Consider the following 18,161-nt stretch of genomic DNA (forward strand, 5'->3'; position numbering starts at 1 on the left):
AGAGCGGAGCTTGCTCCGCTGCTCCGGTGTAACCCGGAGAGGACCCGCCAAGCAAGCTCGGCGATTCAGACCAGGGAAAGACCCTGTTGCGTGTCGCGCTTCATTTTCGCGCGTCGGCCAGTTCGCGGATGCGCGCGTTGTGGTGGATCAGCTCGGCGCATTCCACCGCGAAAATGCCCATCTGGCCCACTTTGAACTCGATCCAGGCGAACTCGACGTCAGGCAACAGCTTGACCAGCGCGCGCTCGGATTCGCCGACTTCGCAGATCAGCAGGCCTTCCTGGCTCAGGTGCAACGGCGCATCGCGCAGGATCTTCAGCACTATATCCAGGCCGTCATCGCCGGCGCGCAAACCCAGATCGGGCTCGAAGGAATACTCCTTCGGCAGCGCGTCGGTTTCGGCATTGGTGACATAAGGTGGATTGGTGACGATCAGTTCGTAGTGCTTTCCGGTCAGCCCGGAAAACAGGTCGGATTTGATCAGTTGGACGTTGTCGGCGTGCAGGCGCCCTTTGTTTTCAGCGGCCAGCGCCAGCGCGTCGTCGCTGACGTCCGCGCCGTCGACCTGCCAATCGGGGTTGTAATGGCCCATGGCAATGGCGATGCAACCCGAGCCGGTGCACAGATCCAGCGCTCGGTTCACCTCACGGCCTCCCAGCCAGGGCTCGAAGCCGGCTTCGACCAGTTCGGCGATCGGCGAGCGCGGCACCAATGCACGCGAATCGCTCTTGAAACTCAAACCGGCGAACCAGGCCTCGCCGGTCAGATAGGCGACGGGTACGCGTTCGTCCAGGCGGCGCTGAAACAGCGCCAGCACCTGCGCTTTTTCCGATGACGTCACCCGTGCCTGGCCGTACGCCGGGCCGATGTCCGGCGGCAGGTGCAGGGTATGCAGCACCAGGTGCGTGGATTCGTCCAGAGCATTGTCGTAGCTGTGCCCGAAGGTCAGTCCTGCGGCGTTGAAACGGCTCGCGCCGTAGCGGATCAAATCGATGATGGTGTGCAGTTCTGCGGCTGCTTCGGCAGTCATGGCAAGGCTTCGGGGGTGCGGCCCGTCGTTGGGGCACCCGATTATAGGGTGTGTCGCTGTATTCGGAGTGCGCCGCGCCGATGCGGTCTGCTCCAAACACGGCGACACGCCCCACCTGCCCGGCCGGTATCATGGCGGGGTTGCCGCTTCTTCCGCCCGAGGACCGGGCCGGAACGGCTCTTTTCGAGACTCACTGCCCATGTTCAACAAGAAAATCGGCCTGATCCTGCTATTGGCATTGGCCGCGGGCCTCGGCCTGCTCGCCGCGCAGAGGTTCTTCGGCCCGGCGTCGGTGTCGGCGCAATGGCCACAGACCGAGGTAGTCACCCTGTTTCCGCAGCCGCGCACGCTGCCGCCGTTCTCGTTACGCCAATCCGATGGCACCCAGTTGACCTCGGGCGAGTTGAATGGCCATTGGACCCTGGTGTTCCTGGGCTTCACGTTCTGCCCGGACGTCTGCCCCACTACGCTCACCGAGCTGGCACAGGCGCAGAACCAATGGAAGTCGCTGCCTGACTCCACTCGGCCACGCGTGCTGTTCGTGTCTGTGGATCCGGAACGCGATACGCCCACTCGCATCGGCGAATACGCCCACGCTTTTCACCCGGACACGTTGGCTGCAACAGCGGACGTGCCGGCATTGGAGCAGTTCGCCAAGTCGCTGGGCTTCGTTTTCATGAAGGTGCCCGGTAAAGGCTTTGCCGAAAACCCGGAGGACTACAGCATGGATCACTCCTCTGCCATCGCCGTGCTGGACCCTCAGGGCCGTCTGACCGGGCTGATCCGTCCTCCGTTCAAACCTCAGGCCATTGCCACGGATCTGCAGATGCTGACCGAGGCAGCCGCGCGATGAGTCTGGTGACCACCCTGACCTACGCCTTGCCGCACCGCTGGATGTCCTCCGTGGCGCGTCGGCTGGCATATTCGCCGTCGCCGAAATTGAAGCAGTGGCTGATCGATACGGTCGTGCGCAAGTTCGGCGTGGACTTGTCCGAAGCGGCGGAATCCGATCCCACCGCCTATCCCACTTTCAATGCGTTCTTCACCCGTGCGCTCAAAGCAGGCGCGCGGATGCCGGACCCGGATCCGCGCGCGCTGTTGATGCCAGCCGACGGTCGCATCAGCCAGTGCGGCCCTATCGAAAACGGACGCATTTTCCAGGCCAAGGGACAGTCGTTCACCGCGGCCGAGCTATTGGGCGACGAAGGTGCCGCCGAGCCATTCCATGACGGCCTGTTCGCCACGGTGTATCTATCGCCGCGCGACTATCACCGCGTGCACATGCCTTGGAAAGGCAAGCTGCGCGAAACAGTGCACGTACCGGGGCGGCTTTTCAGCGTGGGCACCGACGCGGTCTCCAACGTCCCGCGCCTGTTCGCACGCAACGAACGCCTGGTCTGCCACTTCGACACCGACTTCGGACCCATGGCCTCGGTGATGGTCGGCGCACTGCTGGTGTCCGGCGTGGAAACCGTTTGGAGCGGCGTGGAAATTCCTCGCTATGGCGAAGCCATCACGGTGAAGGACTATCGCGGCGAGAATGTGGTGCTGGATCGTTTTGAGGAGATGGCCCGGTTCAATTACGGCTCCACCGTGATTATCCTGCTTCCGCCCGGTGTCGCGGAACTAGAGTCGGAGTTGCGCGCGGAATCGCCAGTGAAGCTTGGGCAGGCTTTGGCTCGCCTCACTTAGCAGATAGCGTCGTGCGCACAGCGCACGCTACATCAGGCCGCGCGCGTTACTTCACTTCTTGCAACTCTCCAACCTGATCGTCTGACCCGGTCGCACGTTATAGCCTGGACCTTTGAGGCCGTTGGCACGGGCGAGTTGTTTGAGATCGCACCGGTAGCGTTGCGATACGCGGCCCAAGGTATCGCCCTTGGCGATGCGGTATTCGCGCGCCTGTTTGGCCTTGGGTTCCGCCGGTTTTGGTTCGCCGGTCGCGACCGTGGTTGCAACGCCCTCCACCGGCGTCACATCGCCGACGGCGACATTGCCACCTAGTGAGCGGATGATCGCCGCGGCGGGATCGGCGGTAACCAGGGTTCGCGCCAGATCGGCGCGCGGGCCGCTGACGCAGTAGCGGCTGTAAAGCCCCACGATCTTGGTATTGGCCTTCAACGTTGTGCCGGCGGGAATCCACGCCTCGGCTTCATAGCGCGGATTGAGATTGCGCAATACGCGCATGAATCCTTCGCGCGTGCCGCCGTTGCCCAGGCAGATGGTCAGCTCGTAGATGGAGCTGTCCTTGGCCAGCTTCAACGGTGCGGGCTGCACCGTGACCTTGGGAAATTCCAGTCCGTACTGCTTGGGATGCAGGAACAGCCATGCCGCCGCGATAACCATCGGCACGTAGTCGCGTGTCTCGCCCGGGAACTGGCTATAGACCACGTCATTCCAGAATCCGAGATTCGGGTTCTGCCGATACACCCGCGCAGCGCGTCCTTCGCCGCCGTTGTAGGCCGCCAGCGCCAACTCGATGTTGTTGTTCAGTTCCCGCATCCGCTCGTTGATATAGGCGGCGCTGGCCTCACCGGAGGCATAAGGGTCGTAACGTGTGTCGAAACCGGTGCCGTCCGGGCCCAACCCAAAACGACGGCCGGTGGCATACATGAATTGCATGGGGCCCGCCGCGCCCGCGCGCGAGGTCGCATGGACACGTCCATTGGACTCCTTGGCCATGATGCCGAACAGCAGCGCCTCGGGAAGCCGGTGGCTCTCCCAGCTGGGGTACATCTCCGGGCGCATGTTCTGATAGTTCTCGTAGCTGGTGATCAGAGCGCCACGCATATCGGTCAGCCAGCGACGAATGCCAGCCTGCACCGCCGGGTTGTACTGGACCATCTTGTCGAAAGCGTGGCGTTGGTCGTTCAACAATCCCGCGGCGCGCGCCGCTTCCGGTATGTTGGTCGCCGGGGCGACGCTGTGGTCGCTTTCCTCTCCGATATCGGTATCGGATGTCTCTTCGGAGGCCGGCGATTCAGCGTCGGCGTTTTCCTTCAGCAAACGCTTGTAGGCGGTCAGCAGCGTGTGCACTTGGCAGCCGCGTTGCTGGATACAGGCGTCCATGGCGTCTTCCATGTCTTGCAGCGCCGCATCGCTTTCCGCCGCTCCCTTCGGATCGTTGTTGGCGATCAGCACCAACCCATCGCGATATCGTTTTTCGGCGGTGGCCATGCGCGCATTGATCGCATCGACAGCGGCTTTGTCGCGAGCGGAAACGCGCTGCGCCAACGCCGAAGGCGCTGACAGCAGCAATACGAGAACGGCCAGCGTGGGCCACAGACGAACGAAAGCGTATGGGGAAGGCATCAATTCAAGGTCGGTAACGTGAGGTGGGAGGGTAGCCCCACCGTCCCTAAACGAGCAAGGCCGAAGCGAGGACAATATCGTGCACACCCCCGACCACCACCGCCGGACAAGTTGAGCGGATAGAATCTGCCGACTACTTCCAGGGAAGCATCATGGATCCGATTCTGCTCGGCAAAGGCGTCACCGACGACATTTCCGTGTTCTTGCAGCCGAAGTTCGGCAATCGTCATGGCCTGGTGGCTGGCGCCACCGGCACCGGCAAGACCGTGACGCTGATGACCCTGGCCGAAGGCTTTTCGCGCATGGGCGTGCCAGTGTTCATGGCTGACGTGAAGGGCGACGTGGCCGGACTGGCAACCGCAGGCGACGGCAGCGAAAAGGTGCTGCAGCGCGCGAAAGACATCGGCATCGGCGATTACGCTCCCGGTGCTAACCCCGTGGTGTTCTGGGACTTGTACGGCAAGTTGGGCCACCCGGTACGTACCACAGTCAGCGAAATGGGCCCTACCCTGATCTCGCGCATCCTGGAACTGAACGACACTCAGTCCGGCGTGTTGGATATCGTATTCAAGCTGGCCGACGACCGCGGCTTGTTGCTGCTGGACCTGGAAGACCTACGGGCGTTGCTGAACCTGGTGGCTGCCGAGCGCAAGGATATTTCCACCAGCTATGGCCTGGTCAGCGCGCAATCAGTGGGCGCCATCCAACGCGCGCTGTTGCGCCTGTCGCAGGATGGCGGCGAAGCATTTTTCGGGGAGCCCGCGCTGGAGTTGGTTGACCTGATGCGTACGACGCCCGACGGCCGCGGCGTCATCGGCATCCTGGCCGCGGACCAGCTGATTCTCAAGCCGCGCCTGTATTCCAGCTTCCTGCTGTGGCTGTTATCGGAGTTGTTCGAAACCCTGCCGGAAGTAGGCGACCTGGACAAACCCAAACTGGTGTTCGTGTTCGACGAAGCACATCTGTTGTTCGACGATGCGCCGGCATCGCTGCAGCAGCGCATTGAACAGGTGGTACGCCTGATACGTTCCAAAGGCGTGGGTGTGTATTTCTGTTCGCAATTCCCGGACGACGTTCCATCCAACATCCTGGGGCAACTGGGCAACCGGGTGCAGCATGCGCTGCGCGCATTCACGCCGCGCGACCAGAAAGCGGTGAAGACAGCGGCGGAAACCTTCGTACCGAATCCCAAGCTTGACGTCGCGAAGGCCATTTCCCAGTTGGGCACCGGCGAGGCATTGGTCTCGACGTTGCAGGACAAAGGCATTCCTGCGCCTGTGCAGCAGACCATGGTTTCGCCACCACGCTGCCGCATGGGCGCCATCACGGAAGCCGAACGCGCCCAGGTGCGCGCTGGCAGCCCGGTGGGTGTGAAGTACGACACCGCGATCGATCGGGAATCGGCATCGGAAATGCTGGCCAAGCGCGCCGACAGCACCTTGCAAGCGGCGGGCGCACCGGCGGCGAAGACCGAGCAGGATGATCCCGACGCAGGTGGATTTGGCCAGACCGTTAAGGACGCTGTGTTCGGCACCAAGCGCCGCCAGGGCATCGTGGAAACCATGGCAAAGCAAACCGCTCGCACCGTCGGCAATCAGCTGGGCCGTCAGATCCTGCGCGGCATCTTGGGCAGCATCTTTGGCGGTAAGCGTTGATAGCGTCGGTAGGATGGGTCGAGCGCAACGACACCCATCGGCTCGGATGAACGATGGGTGTCGCTGCGCTCGACCCGTCCTACCAACCATTGACCCTTGACTCTTAACTCCCCGCCCCATGTCCCGCTGGCGTCCTCCCGCAGAAAAAAGCACCGCGCTGATCACCCGCGAGGGCCACGAGCGCCTGAAAGCCGAGTTGGATGAGCTGTGGCGGATGCGGCGCCCGGAAGTCGTGAAGGCGCTCGCCGCGGCTGCGGCGGAAGGGGACCGTTCGGAAAATGCCGAGTACACCTATCGCAAGAAGCAGCTAGGCGAGATCGATCGCCGCGTGCGCTATCTGAGCAAACGCCTGGAGGTTCTGCGTGTGGTGGATACGCCACCCACCGACCAGGACGCGGTCTACTTCGGCGCACGGGTGGAGTTGGAGAATGTCGCTACCGGCGAAGTGTCGTTCTACCGCATCGTCGGACCGGACGAGACCGATGCGTCCCGGGGTTACATCAGTATCGATTCGCCGCTGGCCCGCGCGCTGCTGAAAAAAAGATTGGACGACGAAGTCGAGGCGCATCTCCCGGCTGGCATTACACGGCTGGCGATCATCGACGTGACCTACGAAAGTGCGTCCAACTTCTAACGCCGACTGCGATCATCTAGGTGTATGCGAAGGCCGCAACAATGAGCGATGCAAGTGGCTGCAACGCCATCTCACAGTTGGAAGCAACTCGTGACGAATCCTACGCTCCGCAAACTTCCTACACGAATTTCAGACTTCCCCGATAGACAAAACTGCTACAAGCATGGCCTTTTTGATTCAACTCAACCGAGGGAACGCAGAGTGGAATCAACACATGAATATTTCATACAGCCGCATACCTTGACTGTGCTGTGTACTTATCAGTGTACAGCGGCTTGTCGACAATGCTGTTTTGAATCGAGCCCAGAAGTAAGGGGACGACTATCGTCCGAAACCATAAAAGCCAGAATTAGCGAAGCTAAACGAGAATTCGACAGTCTGGAAATGGTGGTGTTTAGCGGCGGCGAAGCGTTCCTGCTAAAACAAGATCTTTACGACGCCGTAGCACACGCAACCGCACTGAATCTACGGACCCGCATCGTTTCCAATGGCTCCTGGGGGAAAACAAAATCCAATGCTTCTAGGGTTGCGTCGGCCCTGCAAAAATCCGAGCTTAGCGAGATCAACATCAGCACCGGCAAGGATCACCAAGAGTGGGTTCCCCTGGAGAGCGTAATCAACGCTGCGGAGGCCCTAGTTGATGCCGGTATCTTCACGCTTATCACAGTGGAACTCGACAACGAACAGCAGAGCTGTTTGGCCGCGATCACAGCTGACGATCGCGTTAGAGATTTGTTGCGAACTCGGAAATTAGTTGTGCAATCCAACTCGTGGATGCCGTTCCATGAATCCGCCGAGGATAGAAAGCAATCAATTGATCTAACTGAGATGCGAAGCGGATGTGACCAGATCTTTGGGAATATGGTCGTCACGCCTCACGACTACTTGTCTGCCTGCTGCGGCCTAACTCTGGAACATATTCCAGAGATGCGACTCGGAAAGAACGACGGCACCAATTTGGGCATGCTGTATCGCTCACAGGCTGATGACTTCCTGAAATACTGGATCAATGTGGACGGGCCAAGAACAATCATTGAGCGCCTCCTCGGAGATCGGAGTGAATCACTCCTCCGTGACGTTGTGCATGTTTGTCAGGCCTGTGTGCTCTTACACAAGGAGCCAGAAGTAAGAGCACAACTCACAGCTAGCTATCATCATTTCATACCCGAGGTCATGACGCGGTTTTTCCTGAAACAAGGCGTGCGTTCACGAGAGTCGCACGCACCCACCAGCACAGAAGCTACGAACTGAAGGATCACCCTCAATGAAAAGACGAAAGTTTCTCCAAGCCAGCCTCATCTCGACTGGATTGCCATTGTCGGCGGGAGCCGAACGTCTTTACGGAACTCCCGGCAGCGTCCTCCCAAATGGCGGTACTACTGGTGAAAAATTCATCCTGCCGCTTTCACGCGCGGGCGTTCCTTCCGAGGCGTTGCGCACCCTTGCTGCCGCTAACCAACTGCTGGAGAACGTGCTTACATCTAGAGATGAGGCGAGGATTTTCTCAACCAACCCCAAGCATTACATGCAATCTCTCGGTCTAGATGTATCAGACAAGACGTTGCAGGACGACACCATCATCATGCTAACCGCACTCTCGCATCCCGATGTGCAGGACAGCACGGTTCGCGGCGACTATGAGGGACTGTTCGGCTATTTACGAGCCGCAGGACTGTTTGAACCCCGTGACCCATCGAAGCTGCAACTGCAGATTGAAAAGATCATGCAGGACAACATCGAAGCTATCCGGGCTGGCATCCAGCAGGCGGGTTCAGTTCCACTGACCTCCGATCAGAACAAGTTGCTGCTTCAGATACTGGAGGAGTCTGGCGTGCACGCCACCGAGGACGACCTTGCCATTGTCAGTCAGCTGGTTACTTCCAACGGCATGACAGTCATGAGCTGCACGGCTGTCGCCATGTGCGCGGTAGCCGTGGGCATCGCGGCGACTGTTGTTACCTATGTCTCAGTAGCGGTGGCAGTGACGATCGGGATCATGGCGGCCGTGAGTGTGTCAGTTGTGGCTCATACCGCAATAACTGTTGGTGGCGGTGGCGGTGGAGGCGGGGGTGGATGCGGCGATCCCGGGGTTTTCTGCCAGATTCAATCCAATCCATTTGCGGCTCCGTTTACCGGAAATTTCGCAAAGCTCGACCCAGCATTGATGCGCAACACTGAGCGAGCGCTGCGAATAGGGGCTGTCGGAGGCCAGCGCGGGATGCAGGTGCATGCGCTTCAGGAAATGATTGCCGCGGAGGTTAGAGCTGTCGTCAATGCTATGCAGAAGATAGGGCTACTGACGCTGGATAAGGCCCAGCTTTCCACCGCTACTGATGCAATGACTCGTTACGCCTACCGCACCCTTGGCATATGAAGGAGGAACCATGGATCATATTCAATCGCTTGGCGCCTTGAGTTGGAAATCGCTTGCCTTCGTTCTGGTAATGGCCTTGGTTCCCGTCTCTATCGTCGCCGGGACACTCAAGCTAGTCGGCAGCCCGAAAGCTGCGGCGATCGGGCTCATCGTTGCTGCCTTGGTTGTACCTGTGTTTGCGCTACTTCTCGCTCAGCTGTTCTTCGTCAAAGCGAAATGGTCGGGAAAAGCGTTGACGATAGGCGGCGGGTTATATTCCCTCACTCTTCCAGCCAACCAGCTGCGACTGGCCGACGCACATATTGTGCAGCCTAGAGACCCTGCACTGACTATACAGAGTCGAACGAACGGGATCGGGATGCCTGGCTTGAGCTTGGGCTGGTTCGCTCGGCGCTCGGAGCGCCCTGTCTTCTTGGCCGTGACCGATTGGCAACGCGTGATTGTTATTCCGACGGAACTTGGCTACGACGTACTATTTTCGCCTAACGACCCGGAAGCTTTTTTGGCGGCGATGCATGAGAGAGCTGTCGAAGGGAATGCACTCAGGTAGTGCTCACCGACCTGCGGAGGAACAAAAGCCCCCGTTAAAACGGGGGCTTTCTCTTCGGTGCCCGTTGGCTTCATGTTTTCGTGAATGCTCTCAAGCATGGCGCCACGGCAGCACAAACAATCCAGGGTATTTCATCCCAAAAGTGCACTGATCGCCCTACACTGTATCCCTCACCGCAATGGGTCGCCGCCATGGGTCATTGGATTTTTCTCGATACTCCTCGCGGCCGCATCTCCGCCTGGAAAGTCGAGCCGCCCGGACAGCCCCGCGGGGGACTGGTCGTGATCCAGGAAATCTTCGGCGTCAATACGCATATCCGCAGCGTGGCCGAGAGCTTCGCTGCCGAAGGTTATGCCGTTGTCGCGCCGGCTTATTTCGATCCGATTGAGCCCGGCGTAGAGCTGGGTTACGACGATGCAGGAATAGCCCGGGGCCGCGAATTGATCGCGCAGTTGGGCCTGGAAGCGGCTGTGGAAATCACTAGTGCCGCGGCCGAAGCGCTGAATGGCGCCGGCAAGATCGGCACCGTCGGATATTGCTGGGGCGGTACCGTCGCGTTGTTGGCAGCACTGCGGCTGGGATTGCCGTCTGTGAGCTATTACGGGGCTCGCAATGGACCTTTCCTGTCCGAGGAACCCAAAGCGCCGGTGATGTTTCATTTTGGCGAACGTGATGCTTCCATTCCGCCGGAACGCATCCAACAACATCGCGAGATGATGCCGCAGATGGAAACCTTCACTTATCCTGCCGGTCACGGCTTCAACTGCGATGTCCGCGCCGACTACGATGCTGCCAGCGCGCAGCTGGCGCGCGAACGAACGCTGCGCTTCTTCGCCGAGAACCTGGCATGAGCGGCTTTGTGCTCGATCCCCGACTGGAGCAGGACAGCGTCTTCATCGCCGACGGCCCGCTTTCACAAGTGCGGCTGATGAACGACGCGCGTTATCCGTGGCTGCTATTGATTCCTCGCGTTGCCGACGCGAGCGAATGGATCGAACTCGATGGCGGGCAGCAGCGACTGCTGTTGGCGGAGGTCAACCAAGTCGGCGCCCTGCTCCGCAATGAACCCGGCGTAGAGAAGCTGAATATCGGTGCGCTGGGCAATATTGTGCGCCAATTGCACATCCATCTGGTCGGCCGGCACGATGGCGATGCCGCTTGGCCTGGCCCAGTCTGGGGCAATGGATCACCAGTGCGGCTCCCGCATGAGCAGCTTCAAAGCAATGTGGACGCGTGGCGTCGCAAACTGAAATGACGCCTTCGTTCGAGCCGTTGTCCGATGATGCGCTGTTGCTCCGTCTCGGCGACAACATCGACGCTACGCTCAACGCACAAGCACATGCCCTTGCATCGCGGCTGCGCGAACAGGATCCGAGCTGGTTGCGCGATCTGGTGCCCGCTTACGCGAGCCTGGCCGTGTTCTTCGATACGCAGCATATCGAACATGCCGATCCGCACACTTATGTTGCCAGCGCGATCAAGGCGCTATTCCACACCACCTCGGCAGCAACTTGGAACCAAGCGGACCCGATAAAAATGCCAGTCTGCTATGGCGGTGAATACGGACCCGACCTGGCAGAAGCGGCACGGATGTGCGGTATCGGCATCGATGAACTCATAGCGCGACATACCGCGCCGACCTACACCGTCGCCATGATCGGGTTCGCGCCCGGGTTTCCTTATCTACTAGGGTTGGACGAATCGCTGGCACTGCCACGATTGGCTACGCCGCGCACCCGCGTGCCGGCCGGATCGGTGGCTATCGGCGGCTCGCAGACCGGCATCTATCCGCGCGAGAGCCCCGGCGGCTGGCGTCTGTTGGGACGCACGCCACGGCGACTGTTCGATGCGACGCGCGATTCGCCTTCGCTGCTTTCGCCTGGCGATCGCGTGCGATTCGTGCCCGTAGCTTCCGACGCTTTCGCGGACGACACATTCCAATGACCTCATGGGAAGTGCTATCACCAGGATTGCAGACCACTGTGCAGGATTTAGGCCGCGATGGCTGGCGCCATGTGGGTGTCGCCCGGGCGGGCGGACTCGATCCGCTGGCATTAGCCTTGGCCAATCGCCTGGTGGGCAACGACGATGGACTCGCCGCACTCGAAATCACCCTGCACGGACCGACGTTGCGGTTGCACCAAGCGACCCGCATAGCGCTCACGGGCGCTTCGATAGAAGCGCATTGGAATGGTATCGCGTTGCCAATGGGACGCCCCATGGATTTGCCCCCGGGGGATCTCAAATTGGGCGGCATGCGCTACGGCGCACGTAGTTGGCTCGCGGTGGCCGGAGGGTTTGACGTGTCGGTGGCTATGGGAAGTCGCAGCACCGATCTGCGCGGTTATTTTGGCGGTTTGGAAGGCCGTGCGCTCCGCGCTGGTGATCGGCTTGCGGTGGACGATATTGGCGTTCTTGCCAGAGACGCGCCGCTGATCGCCAAGTGGTGGATCGACGAACGGGATGCCTGGCAGGACCAGCCGATTCGTTTCGTCGCGTCTTCCCACCCCAGCGGGACTGCGTTTGCTTCGCAAAGCTGGACCACCAGCGTTCGCTGCGATCGGCAAGGCTTGCGACTGGAAGGACCGGCGCTGACTTGTTCCGAAGGCAACGGCGTTTCGGAGCCGGTCGCCGTTGGCACGGTGCAACTTCCACCGGATGGCCAGCCTATCGTGCTATTGGCCGACGCGCAGACCGTCGGCGGCTACGCCCGGCTTGGCTATACCGTCAGCAGCGATCTGCCACGGCTGGCGCAGCTTCGGCCCGGAGCGAAAGTGCATTTCACCGCCGTCTCCGCGGAAGAGTCGCACCGGTTGGCGCGAGAACAACGGCAGCAGCATGCACGCACTGCCATCGCCATCCGCCAGCGGCTGCAACAAGACTTCGGCGCGCAAGTCGGCGCCACGTGGCCGACGCTTTGCTTTCCGCTTGCACGGGCGTCGGAGGTGTAGCTCCCGGCAAGGCGAAAAGCCGCATAATCGGTCTACCTATCCCAGTGGTCCGTCTGCATGAAACGCAACTTTGTCCCGGCTGTGGTGTTGATTGTTCTTGGCGCTCTGTTTCTGCTGAACAATTTGGGCGTCACCCAGATCAGCCTAGGCGCACTGATTTCCAAGTGGTGGCCCGCCATCCTGATTCTGGTGGGTATCAGCATGCTGCTGAAGGGCAATACCGCGAAATAGTGGAAGGGAGGTGTATCCCGTGTCGAACCCACCGCGCGTTGATTTCAATTGCGACCTCGGCGAAGGCGTCGGTGACGACGCCGGCATCCTTCCTTTCATCAGTTCCGCCAGTATCGCCTGCGGCTTTCACGCCGGGTCGCCGCAGACGATGCAGGCGACGGTGGCGCTTTGTCAGGTACATGGCGTCGCCATCGGCGCACACCCTGCCTTCCAGGATCGGGAGAATTTCGGTCGTACGACACAGGACATCTCCGCCAGTGATGCTTATGCGCTCACGCTTTATCAGGTATCGGCACTGGGTGGCTTCGTCCGCGCCGCGGGCGCACTCCTGCATCACGTCAAACCACACGGCGCGTTCTACAACCAGGCCGCGCGCGATCGCGTGCTTGCCGACGCCATCGCCGCGGCTGTGCGCGATTACGATCCTGGATTGATTTTGTATGGCCTGGCTGGCAGTGCGTTGACGGCCGCTGGCGAATCGCTCGGCCTGCAAGTTGCGCACGAAGTTTTCGCCGAACGCCGATACGAGGCCGATGGCACGCTGACTCCGCGTAGCCGGCCTGATGCCAGCATCGAAGACGTCGCTACCGCGGCAGCACAAGTCCGGCAGATGCTGCAGCAAAGTGTGGTTACGGCGCGCACAGGCGAAGTGGTGCCATTGCGGGCCGACAGTATCTGCCTGCATGGCGATCGCCCCGACGCACCCGCCTTCGCACGCGGTCTGCGCGCCGCCATCGAATCCTCCGGCTTCACTATTCAGACCATGGAGCGCACCGAATGAATTACTGGCCCCTGCTTGGCATCGCGGTAGTAGTGGCCGGCTTCGTTCTTCGCTTCAATCCGGTGCTGGTAGTGGTGGCCGCTGGATTGGTCAGCGGACTGCTGGCCGGCATTTCGCTACCGGACCTGCTGGCATTGCTGGGCACCAGCTTCATCGATAATCGGCCGCTGTTGATGTTCCTGCTTACCTTGCCGGCCATCGGGCTGCTGGAGCATTACGGCTTGCGCGAGCGTGCGCGCGAATGGATTACCAGTTTCAAAGGGCTGACCTTGTCGCGTTTCCAGATCGCCTATCTGGGCCTGCGCCAACTCATGAGCATGGCGGGCCTGACTCATGTGGCCGGACCTGCGCAAACCGTGAGGCCGCTGGTGGCGCCCATGAGCGAGGCAGCGGCCGAACGCACCTTGGGCGAACTGACTGAACATGACCGCGAACGCGTGCGGGCCAGTGCGGCCGCCACCGACAATGTGGGGCTGTTCTTCGGCGAAGACGTATTCGTCGCCATCGGCGCGGTATTGCTGATCCAGGGCTTTTATGCGCGCAACGGTATCGAACTCGAGCCGCTCGCGATCGCGCTATGGGCATTGCCTACGGCGGTAGCGGCGTTCGTCATCCATGCCATTCGACTGAAACTGCTGCAGCGGCGACTGGAACGTGAACACGCCGCGCGTGCGGTGCAGAACGAAGCCGTGGAAAGCACTCATGCTCAAGACTGAATATCTCTTCTGGTTGATCGGTGCCTTCCTGCTGATTACCGCAGTGTTCAATCTGCGCGAACGCCGCTACGCTGCCGGCATTTTCTGGCTGGTGCTGGTGGCGCCGTTCGCGTTTGGTACGCAGATCCAGGCGGCAGTCAAGGCTGGCGTACAGTGGCCCGCGCAAACGATGGGCCTGGGCGTAGTGGCCCTCGGCATTCTTGCCGCACGCGGGCGCTTGAGTGCCACGGTCGATACACCGCAAGCGCAGGCGCGCCGGCAGGCGCTTTCGGATGCCCTGCGCAACAAACTGTTCGGCCCCGCGCTGGTGATCCCGCTGCTGACGTTGCTGTTGTTTGTCGCCAGCAAGTTTCTGCCGGGCATGGACAAGGTCATGGATCCGAAAGCACTGACCTTGGGCTCATTGGCATTGGCCAGCCTGCTCGCACTGGGCGCGGCACTGTGGGTCACCCGCGCCCGGCCGTTGGAATCGCTGGGCCAAGGCCGGCGGCTACTGGATTCGCTGGGTTGGGCGGTGCTGCTGCCCATGGTATTGGCCACCTTGGGCGGCGTGTTCGCCGCCACCGGCGTGGGTGAAGCCATTGCCAGGCTGGTGGGCTACGTGATTCCGGTGGAGAACCGTATGGCCTGCCTGTTGGCGTTCTCGCTGGGCATGGTGCTGTTCACCATCATCATGGGCAATGCCTTTGCCGCGTTCCCAGTGATGATGGCCGGTATTGGCTTGCCCTTGCTGATCCAGAAGCACGGTGCGAATCCGGCAGTGCTGGGTGCCATTGGCATGCTGACCGGCTATTGCGGCACCCTGCTAACGCCGATGGCCGCCAATTTCAATATCGTGCCCGCGGTGCTGTTGGAACTGAAGGATCAGTACGGCGTGATCCGCATGCAGGCGGCTACCGCATTCTGGCTGATGGGCGTCAATGTGCTGTTGATGGCGTGGCTGTGTTTTCGATAACAAAATCTGGGCTCTTACTCCCTCAAGCGTTGATGCTTCACATTGAAAAAAAGTAAATGCAGATGACATCCAGCAGCACGGTTCTATTAACCGGCTTCGCGCCTTTTGGCGGAGAAACCATCAACCCCAGCTGGGAAGCGGTAGCTGCGCTGGACGGCTGTCGCATCCGCGGGCATCGCGTGATCACGCGTCAACTTCCGGTGACATTCGGCGAATCCCTGAAAGCGCTGCGAGGCGCGCTTCGGGAAATCTCACCCGCATTGGTCATCTGTGTCGGCCAGGCCGGCGGACGTGCGCAACTGTCGCTGGAGCGCGTCGCCATCAATGTCGACGATGCGCGCATTCCCGACAACGCTGGCCGGCAGCCTATCGATACATCGATTGTCGAAGGCGGACCCGCGGCGTACTTCAGCACGCTGCCTATCAAGTCAATGATGGCGGGCTTACGTGAAGCGGGATTCCCAGCTGAAATCTCACAGACCGCGGGCACCTACGTGTGCAACCACGTTTTCTATGGCTTGATGCACGCGCTACGGAACAAACGCAACGCACGTGGCGGCTTTATCCACATTCCGTATTCGCCGGCGCAGGCCGCCGCTCATCCAGGAGCTGCGAGCTTGTCGACGGAAGTAGTGACCGAAGCGATGCGCTTGGCCGTGCGCATTGCTTTGACGACGGCAGCCGACAGCAAACTTGCCGCAGGATCGGAGCATTGAAAGGCGACTTGCTCGACCGCTCTCGCTTCACGTAGAGCCGCTATGTTGGCGCTCAACCCATCATGGCCACCACGGCGGCATAGCGTCCTTGTGGGAGCGATGTGAGTCGCGACGTTGATGTGCTCCGGTCGCGACTCATCGGTGACGGCATGCCGTCACCACTCCCACACGAAATTCACCCGCGCCTTTGTAGAGCCGAGCGGCGCCCCGGGCCTGGCCGCACCAGCAACCAATGATGCCGTCGCGACGGCGTACGATAGCGAATAGCCGCTTAAGGGCGCTCAAGGTTAAGCGGGGCCGAAAAAGCAGCGGAGCAAGCTCCGCTCCACGCAACTCCGCGGGCACTTATCCAACAGCGCAGGAAATCTCTCAGGTGCGCGGCAACGTAACGCCTACCTGGCCCTGGTACTTACCACCACGATCCTTATAGCTGGTTTCGCAAATCTCGTCGGATTCGAAGAACAGCATCTGCGCCACGCCTTCATTGGCGTAGATGCGCGCCGGCAGCGGCGTGGTGTTGCTGAATTCGAGCGTCACATGGCCTTCCCACTCCGGTTCCAGCGGGGTGACGTTGACGATGATGCCGCAGCGCGCGTAGGTGCTCTTGCCCAGGCAGACCACCAGCGTGCTGCGGGGAATGCGGAAATATTCCACGGTACGTGCCAGCGCAAAGCTGTTGGGCGGAATAATGCACACGTCCGATTCCACATCGACGAAGCTGCCGTTATCAAAGTGCTTGGGGTCGACAATCGTGGAGTTGATGTTGGTAAAGACCTTGAACTCGCGCGAGCAGCGCACGTCGTAGCCGTAGCTGGAGGTACCGTAGCTGACGATGCGCTCGCCATTGGCTTGCTTGACCTGGCCAGGCTCGTACGGCTCGATCATCTTGTGCTGCTCGGCCATGCGGCGGATCCAAAGGTCACTCTTGATGCTCATGCGGGGTTCCTGTTCCTGATAGGGGGGCGAGTAGCGGCTCGCCTGAATCTCGTTGGGGCTGGCCGGCAGCGCAGGGCAGACGCGAAAGTCCGCAATTGTAGAGCGGGGCTGCGCCCCGCGACAGGACCGAGCCAGCAGCAATGAGGCCGTCGCAACGGCACGCGATAGCGAGTAGCCGAGCAAGCTCCGCTTTGCATTGAAATTCAATGCTCCGCTGCTCCAGCTGGCACGGTAGCGGGGCGTCAAAGAGCGCGTTCACACCAGCGAGGAGGCGATAGGCATCGCCGCCCGGGGCCGCATTGCCAGATGAGCGGCCATCATTCGGGCCGTATGCCGATAAGCCTGGGCGACAGCCGAATCCGGCGCCGCCACGACCACCGGCTGACCTGCGTCGCCGTGCTCACGAATGGCGATGTCCAGCGGCAGCGATCCCAACAGCGGCACCCCGTATTGCGCCGCCATCCGCTGGCCGCCGCCCTCGCCGAACAAATGTTCGATGTGGCCGCAGTTAGAACAGGTATGCACCGCCATGTTCTCCACGATGCCCAGCACCGGCACTTCGACTTTCTCGAACATCTTCAGTGCCTTCCTGGCGTCCAGCGTGGCGATGTCCTGAGGCGTGGTGACAATGACCGCGCCGGCCACCGGAATCTTCTGCGCCAGGGTCAGCTGGATATCGCCCGTGCCCGGCGGCAGATCGATCAACAGGTAGTCCAGATCGCCCCAAAGCGTATCGGTGAACAACTGCGTCAGCGCCGAAGTCGCCATCGGCCCACGCCAGATCATCGGGGTGTCCTGGTCCACCAGGAAACCAATCGACATCGCTTCCACCCCGAAGGCCCGCATCGGTTCGATGGACTTGTTGTCTGGACTATCCGGCCGCCCGCTCAGCCCGAGCATGGTCGGCACGCTGGGACCATAGACGTCGGCATCCAACACGCCCACCCTGGCTCCCTCGGCCTTCAGCGCCAGCGCCAAATTGACCGCCGTGGTCGACTTGCCTACCCCACCCTTGCCGGAGCCTATGGCGATGACGTTGCGGACCCTGGGCAGCGGAGTGAGGTTGGGCTGGACGGCATGGGGCACGACCCGGAAATCCAACAGAAACTCGGCCAATTGGGTTCCGTCAGCCGCCAGCAGTGCCTTGATCTGGTGCTCAATGCTGTCCTTCAACCCCTGCGCTGGATACCCCAAGGTAAGACGTACCTGGGTTGCCGACTTCGAGCCTTGTACCTGGAAATGGGCCTTGGTATCCGCCAAGCGGATCCCCTCAGGAGCTTCAATTTGTGACAGCTGTTGCACTAATTTGCCTTCTAGCGA

General features: G+C 60.8%; 20 protein-coding genes. 16 read left to right on the plus strand and 4 right to left on the minus strand.

The window, feature by feature from the left end; all coding sequences use genetic code 11:
• Positions 1 to 100 precede the first annotated feature (100 nt).
• Positions 101 to 1,030: a 50S ribosomal protein L3 N(5)-glutamine methyltransferase gene (gene prmB / locus AADW18_RS18810; RefSeq protein WP_337344933.1), complete on the minus strand. Its 930-nt coding sequence runs from the start codon at positions 1,028 to 1,030 to the stop codon at positions 101 to 103.
• A gap of 199 nt (positions 1,031 to 1,229) precedes the next feature.
• Between prmB and AADW18_RS18815 the strand changes: the two genes are divergently transcribed.
• Positions 1,230 to 1,883 carry an SCO family protein gene (locus AADW18_RS18815; RefSeq protein WP_337344934.1) on the plus strand — a complete coding sequence of 218 codons (654 nt, stop codon included), beginning with the start codon at positions 1,230 to 1,232 and terminating at the stop codon, positions 1,881 to 1,883.
• Positions 1,880 to 2,722 (plus strand): archaetidylserine decarboxylase, encoded by an 843-nt coding sequence (gene asd, locus AADW18_RS18820; protein ID WP_337344935.1) that lies wholly within the window; start codon positions 1,880 to 1,882, stop codon positions 2,720 to 2,722. The genes AADW18_RS18815 and asd overlap by 4 nt, the downstream gene beginning before the upstream one ends.
• A 51-nt stretch (positions 2,723 to 2,773) precedes the next feature.
• Here asd and AADW18_RS18825 read toward each other — a convergent pair whose 3' ends face one another.
• Positions 2,774 to 4,342 (minus strand): transglycosylase SLT domain-containing protein, encoded by a 1,569-nt coding sequence (locus AADW18_RS18825; RefSeq protein ID WP_337344936.1) that lies wholly within the window; start codon positions 4,340 to 4,342, stop codon positions 2,774 to 2,776.
• Between the two features lie 152 nt (positions 4,343 to 4,494).
• Here AADW18_RS18825 and AADW18_RS18830 point away from each other — a divergent pair, with 152 nt between their 5' ends.
• The 14 genes from AADW18_RS18830 (at position 4,495) to pcp (ending at position 15,905) form a co-directional block, all read left to right on the plus strand.
• The gene (locus AADW18_RS18830) at positions 4,495 to 5,997 is read left to right on the plus strand and encodes a helicase HerA-like domain-containing protein (protein ID WP_337344937.1); all 1,503 of its coding nucleotides are present in this window, start codon (positions 4,495 to 4,497) and stop codon (positions 5,995 to 5,997) included.
• A 118-nt stretch (positions 5,998 to 6,115) separates the two neighbouring features.
• Complete coding sequence (gene greB / locus AADW18_RS18835; protein ID WP_337344938.1) at positions 6,116 to 6,631, plus strand: transcription elongation factor GreB; 516 nt, start codon at positions 6,116 to 6,118, stop codon at positions 6,629 to 6,631.
• A 201-nt stretch (positions 6,632 to 6,832) separates the two neighbouring features.
• On the plus strand, positions 6,833 to 7,882 hold the full coding sequence (locus AADW18_RS18840; protein ID WP_337344939.1) for a radical SAM protein: 1,050 nt from the start codon (positions 6,833 to 6,835) through the stop codon (positions 7,880 to 7,882).
• Positions 7,883 to 7,895: 13 nt separating this feature from the next.
• Positions 7,896 to 9,005 carry a hypothetical protein gene (locus tag AADW18_RS18845; protein WP_337344940.1) on the plus strand — a complete coding sequence of 370 codons (1,110 nt, stop codon included), beginning with the start codon at positions 7,896 to 7,898 and terminating at the stop codon, positions 9,003 to 9,005.
• A gap of 10 nt (positions 9,006 to 9,015) precedes the next feature.
• Complete coding sequence (locus tag AADW18_RS18850) at positions 9,016 to 9,555, plus strand: PH domain-containing protein (RefSeq protein WP_337344941.1); 540 nt, start codon at positions 9,016 to 9,018, stop codon at positions 9,553 to 9,555.
• A 191-nt stretch (positions 9,556 to 9,746) separates the two neighbouring features.
• Positions 9,747 to 10,406 carry a dienelactone hydrolase family protein gene (locus tag AADW18_RS18855; protein ID WP_337344942.1) on the plus strand — a complete coding sequence of 220 codons (660 nt, stop codon included), beginning with the start codon at positions 9,747 to 9,749 and terminating at the stop codon, positions 10,404 to 10,406.
• On the plus strand, positions 10,403 to 10,810 hold the full coding sequence (locus AADW18_RS18860; protein ID WP_337344943.1) for an HIT family protein: 408 nt from the start codon (positions 10,403 to 10,405) through the stop codon (positions 10,808 to 10,810). The genes AADW18_RS18855 and AADW18_RS18860 overlap by 4 nt, the downstream gene beginning before the upstream one ends.
• Positions 10,807 to 11,499: a 5-oxoprolinase subunit PxpB gene (gene pxpB, locus AADW18_RS18865; RefSeq protein ID WP_337344944.1), complete on the plus strand. Its 693-nt coding sequence runs from the start codon at positions 10,807 to 10,809 to the stop codon at positions 11,497 to 11,499. Before AADW18_RS18860 ends, pxpB begins: the two co-directional genes overlap by 4 nt.
• Entirely contained in the window at positions 11,496 to 12,506 is a 1,011-nt protein-coding gene (locus tag AADW18_RS18870) for a biotin-dependent carboxyltransferase family protein (protein WP_337344945.1), read from the plus strand. Before pxpB ends, AADW18_RS18870 begins: the two co-directional genes overlap by 4 nt.
• 57 nt (positions 12,507 to 12,563) lie before the next feature.
• Positions 12,564 to 12,737: a DUF5668 domain-containing protein gene (locus tag AADW18_RS18875; RefSeq protein ID WP_337344946.1), complete on the plus strand. Its 174-nt coding sequence runs from the start codon at positions 12,564 to 12,566 to the stop codon at positions 12,735 to 12,737.
• Between the two features lie 19 nt (positions 12,738 to 12,756).
• Complete coding sequence (locus AADW18_RS18880; protein ID WP_337344947.1) at positions 12,757 to 13,518, plus strand: 5-oxoprolinase subunit PxpA; 762 nt, start codon at positions 12,757 to 12,759, stop codon at positions 13,516 to 13,518.
• Positions 13,515 to 14,234, plus strand: a complete 720-nt coding sequence (locus tag AADW18_RS18885; protein ID WP_337344948.1) for a DUF969 domain-containing protein — start codon at positions 13,515 to 13,517, stop codon at positions 14,232 to 14,234. The genes AADW18_RS18880 and AADW18_RS18885 overlap by 4 nt, the downstream gene beginning before the upstream one ends.
• Entirely contained in the window at positions 14,221 to 15,189 is a 969-nt protein-coding gene (locus tag AADW18_RS18890) for a DUF979 family protein (protein WP_337344949.1), read from the plus strand. Before AADW18_RS18885 ends, AADW18_RS18890 begins: the two co-directional genes overlap by 14 nt.
• A gap of 56 nt (positions 15,190 to 15,245) precedes the next feature.
• Positions 15,246 to 15,905, plus strand: coding sequence for a pyroglutamyl-peptidase I (pcp, locus tag AADW18_RS18895; RefSeq protein ID WP_337344950.1), 660 nt, complete (start codon positions 15,246 to 15,248; stop codon positions 15,903 to 15,905).
• A gap of 369 nt (positions 15,906 to 16,274) precedes the next feature.
• Here the strand turns inward: pcp and dcd are convergent, their stop codons facing one another.
• A complete protein-coding gene (gene dcd, locus AADW18_RS18900) occupies positions 16,275 to 16,841 on the minus strand; it encodes a dCTP deaminase (RefSeq protein ID WP_337344951.1) in 567 nt (188 codons plus the stop codon).
• A gap of 255 nt (positions 16,842 to 17,096) precedes the next feature.
• Positions 17,097 to 18,101 carry an iron-sulfur cluster carrier protein ApbC gene (apbC, locus tag AADW18_RS18905; protein ID WP_337344952.1) on the minus strand — a complete coding sequence of 335 codons (1,005 nt, stop codon included), beginning with the start codon at positions 18,099 to 18,101 and terminating at the stop codon, positions 17,097 to 17,099.
• Positions 18,102 to 18,161: the final 60 nt, after the last annotated feature.

The sequence above is a fragment of the Pseudoxanthomonas sp. CCNWLY206-1 genome, assembly GCF_039710385.1.
Taxonomy (GTDB): Bacteria; Pseudomonadota; Gammaproteobacteria; order Xanthomonadales; family Xanthomonadaceae; genus Pseudoxanthomonas_A.

Excerpts from the sequence above, each read along its gene's own strand:
- prmB (WP_337344933.1), bottom strand. The coding sequence starts at position 1,030 with ATGACTGCCGAAGCAGCCGCAGAACTGCACACCATCATCGATTTGATC.
- AADW18_RS18815 (WP_337344934.1), top strand. The coding sequence starts at position 1,230 with ATGTTCAACAAGAAAATCGGCCTGATCCTGCTATTGGCATTGGCCGCG.
- asd (WP_337344935.1), top strand. The coding sequence starts at position 1,880 with ATGAGTCTGGTGACCACCCTGACCTACGCCTTGCCGCACCGCTGGATG.
- AADW18_RS18825 (WP_337344936.1), bottom strand. The coding sequence starts at position 4,342 with ATGCCTTCCCCATACGCTTTCGTTCGTCTGTGGCCCACGCTGGCCGTT.
- AADW18_RS18830 (WP_337344937.1), top strand. The coding sequence starts at position 4,495 with ATGGATCCGATTCTGCTCGGCAAAGGCGTCACCGACGACATTTCCGTG.
- greB (WP_337344938.1), top strand. The coding sequence starts at position 6,116 with ATGTCCCGCTGGCGTCCTCCCGCAGAAAAAAGCACCGCGCTGATCACC.
- AADW18_RS18845 (WP_337344940.1), top strand. The coding sequence starts at position 7,896 with ATGAAAAGACGAAAGTTTCTCCAAGCCAGCCTCATCTCGACTGGATTG.
- AADW18_RS18850 (WP_337344941.1), top strand. The coding sequence starts at position 9,016 with ATGGATCATATTCAATCGCTTGGCGCCTTGAGTTGGAAATCGCTTGCC.
- AADW18_RS18855 (WP_337344942.1), top strand. The coding sequence starts at position 9,747 with ATGGGTCATTGGATTTTTCTCGATACTCCTCGCGGCCGCATCTCCGCC.
- AADW18_RS18860 (WP_337344943.1), top strand. The coding sequence starts at position 10,403 with ATGAGCGGCTTTGTGCTCGATCCCCGACTGGAGCAGGACAGCGTCTTC.
- pxpB (WP_337344944.1), top strand. The coding sequence starts at position 10,807 with ATGACGCCTTCGTTCGAGCCGTTGTCCGATGATGCGCTGTTGCTCCGT.
- AADW18_RS18870 (WP_337344945.1), top strand. The coding sequence starts at position 11,496 with ATGACCTCATGGGAAGTGCTATCACCAGGATTGCAGACCACTGTGCAG.
- AADW18_RS18875 (WP_337344946.1), top strand. The coding sequence starts at position 12,564 with ATGAAACGCAACTTTGTCCCGGCTGTGGTGTTGATTGTTCTTGGCGCT.
- AADW18_RS18885 (WP_337344948.1), top strand. The coding sequence starts at position 13,515 with ATGAATTACTGGCCCCTGCTTGGCATCGCGGTAGTAGTGGCCGGCTTC.
- AADW18_RS18890 (WP_337344949.1), top strand. The coding sequence starts at position 14,221 with ATGCTCAAGACTGAATATCTCTTCTGGTTGATCGGTGCCTTCCTGCTG.
- pcp (WP_337344950.1), top strand. The coding sequence starts at position 15,246 with ATGCAGATGACATCCAGCAGCACGGTTCTATTAACCGGCTTCGCGCCT.
- dcd (WP_337344951.1), bottom strand. The coding sequence starts at position 16,841 with ATGAGCATCAAGAGTGACCTTTGGATCCGCCGCATGGCCGAGCAGCAC.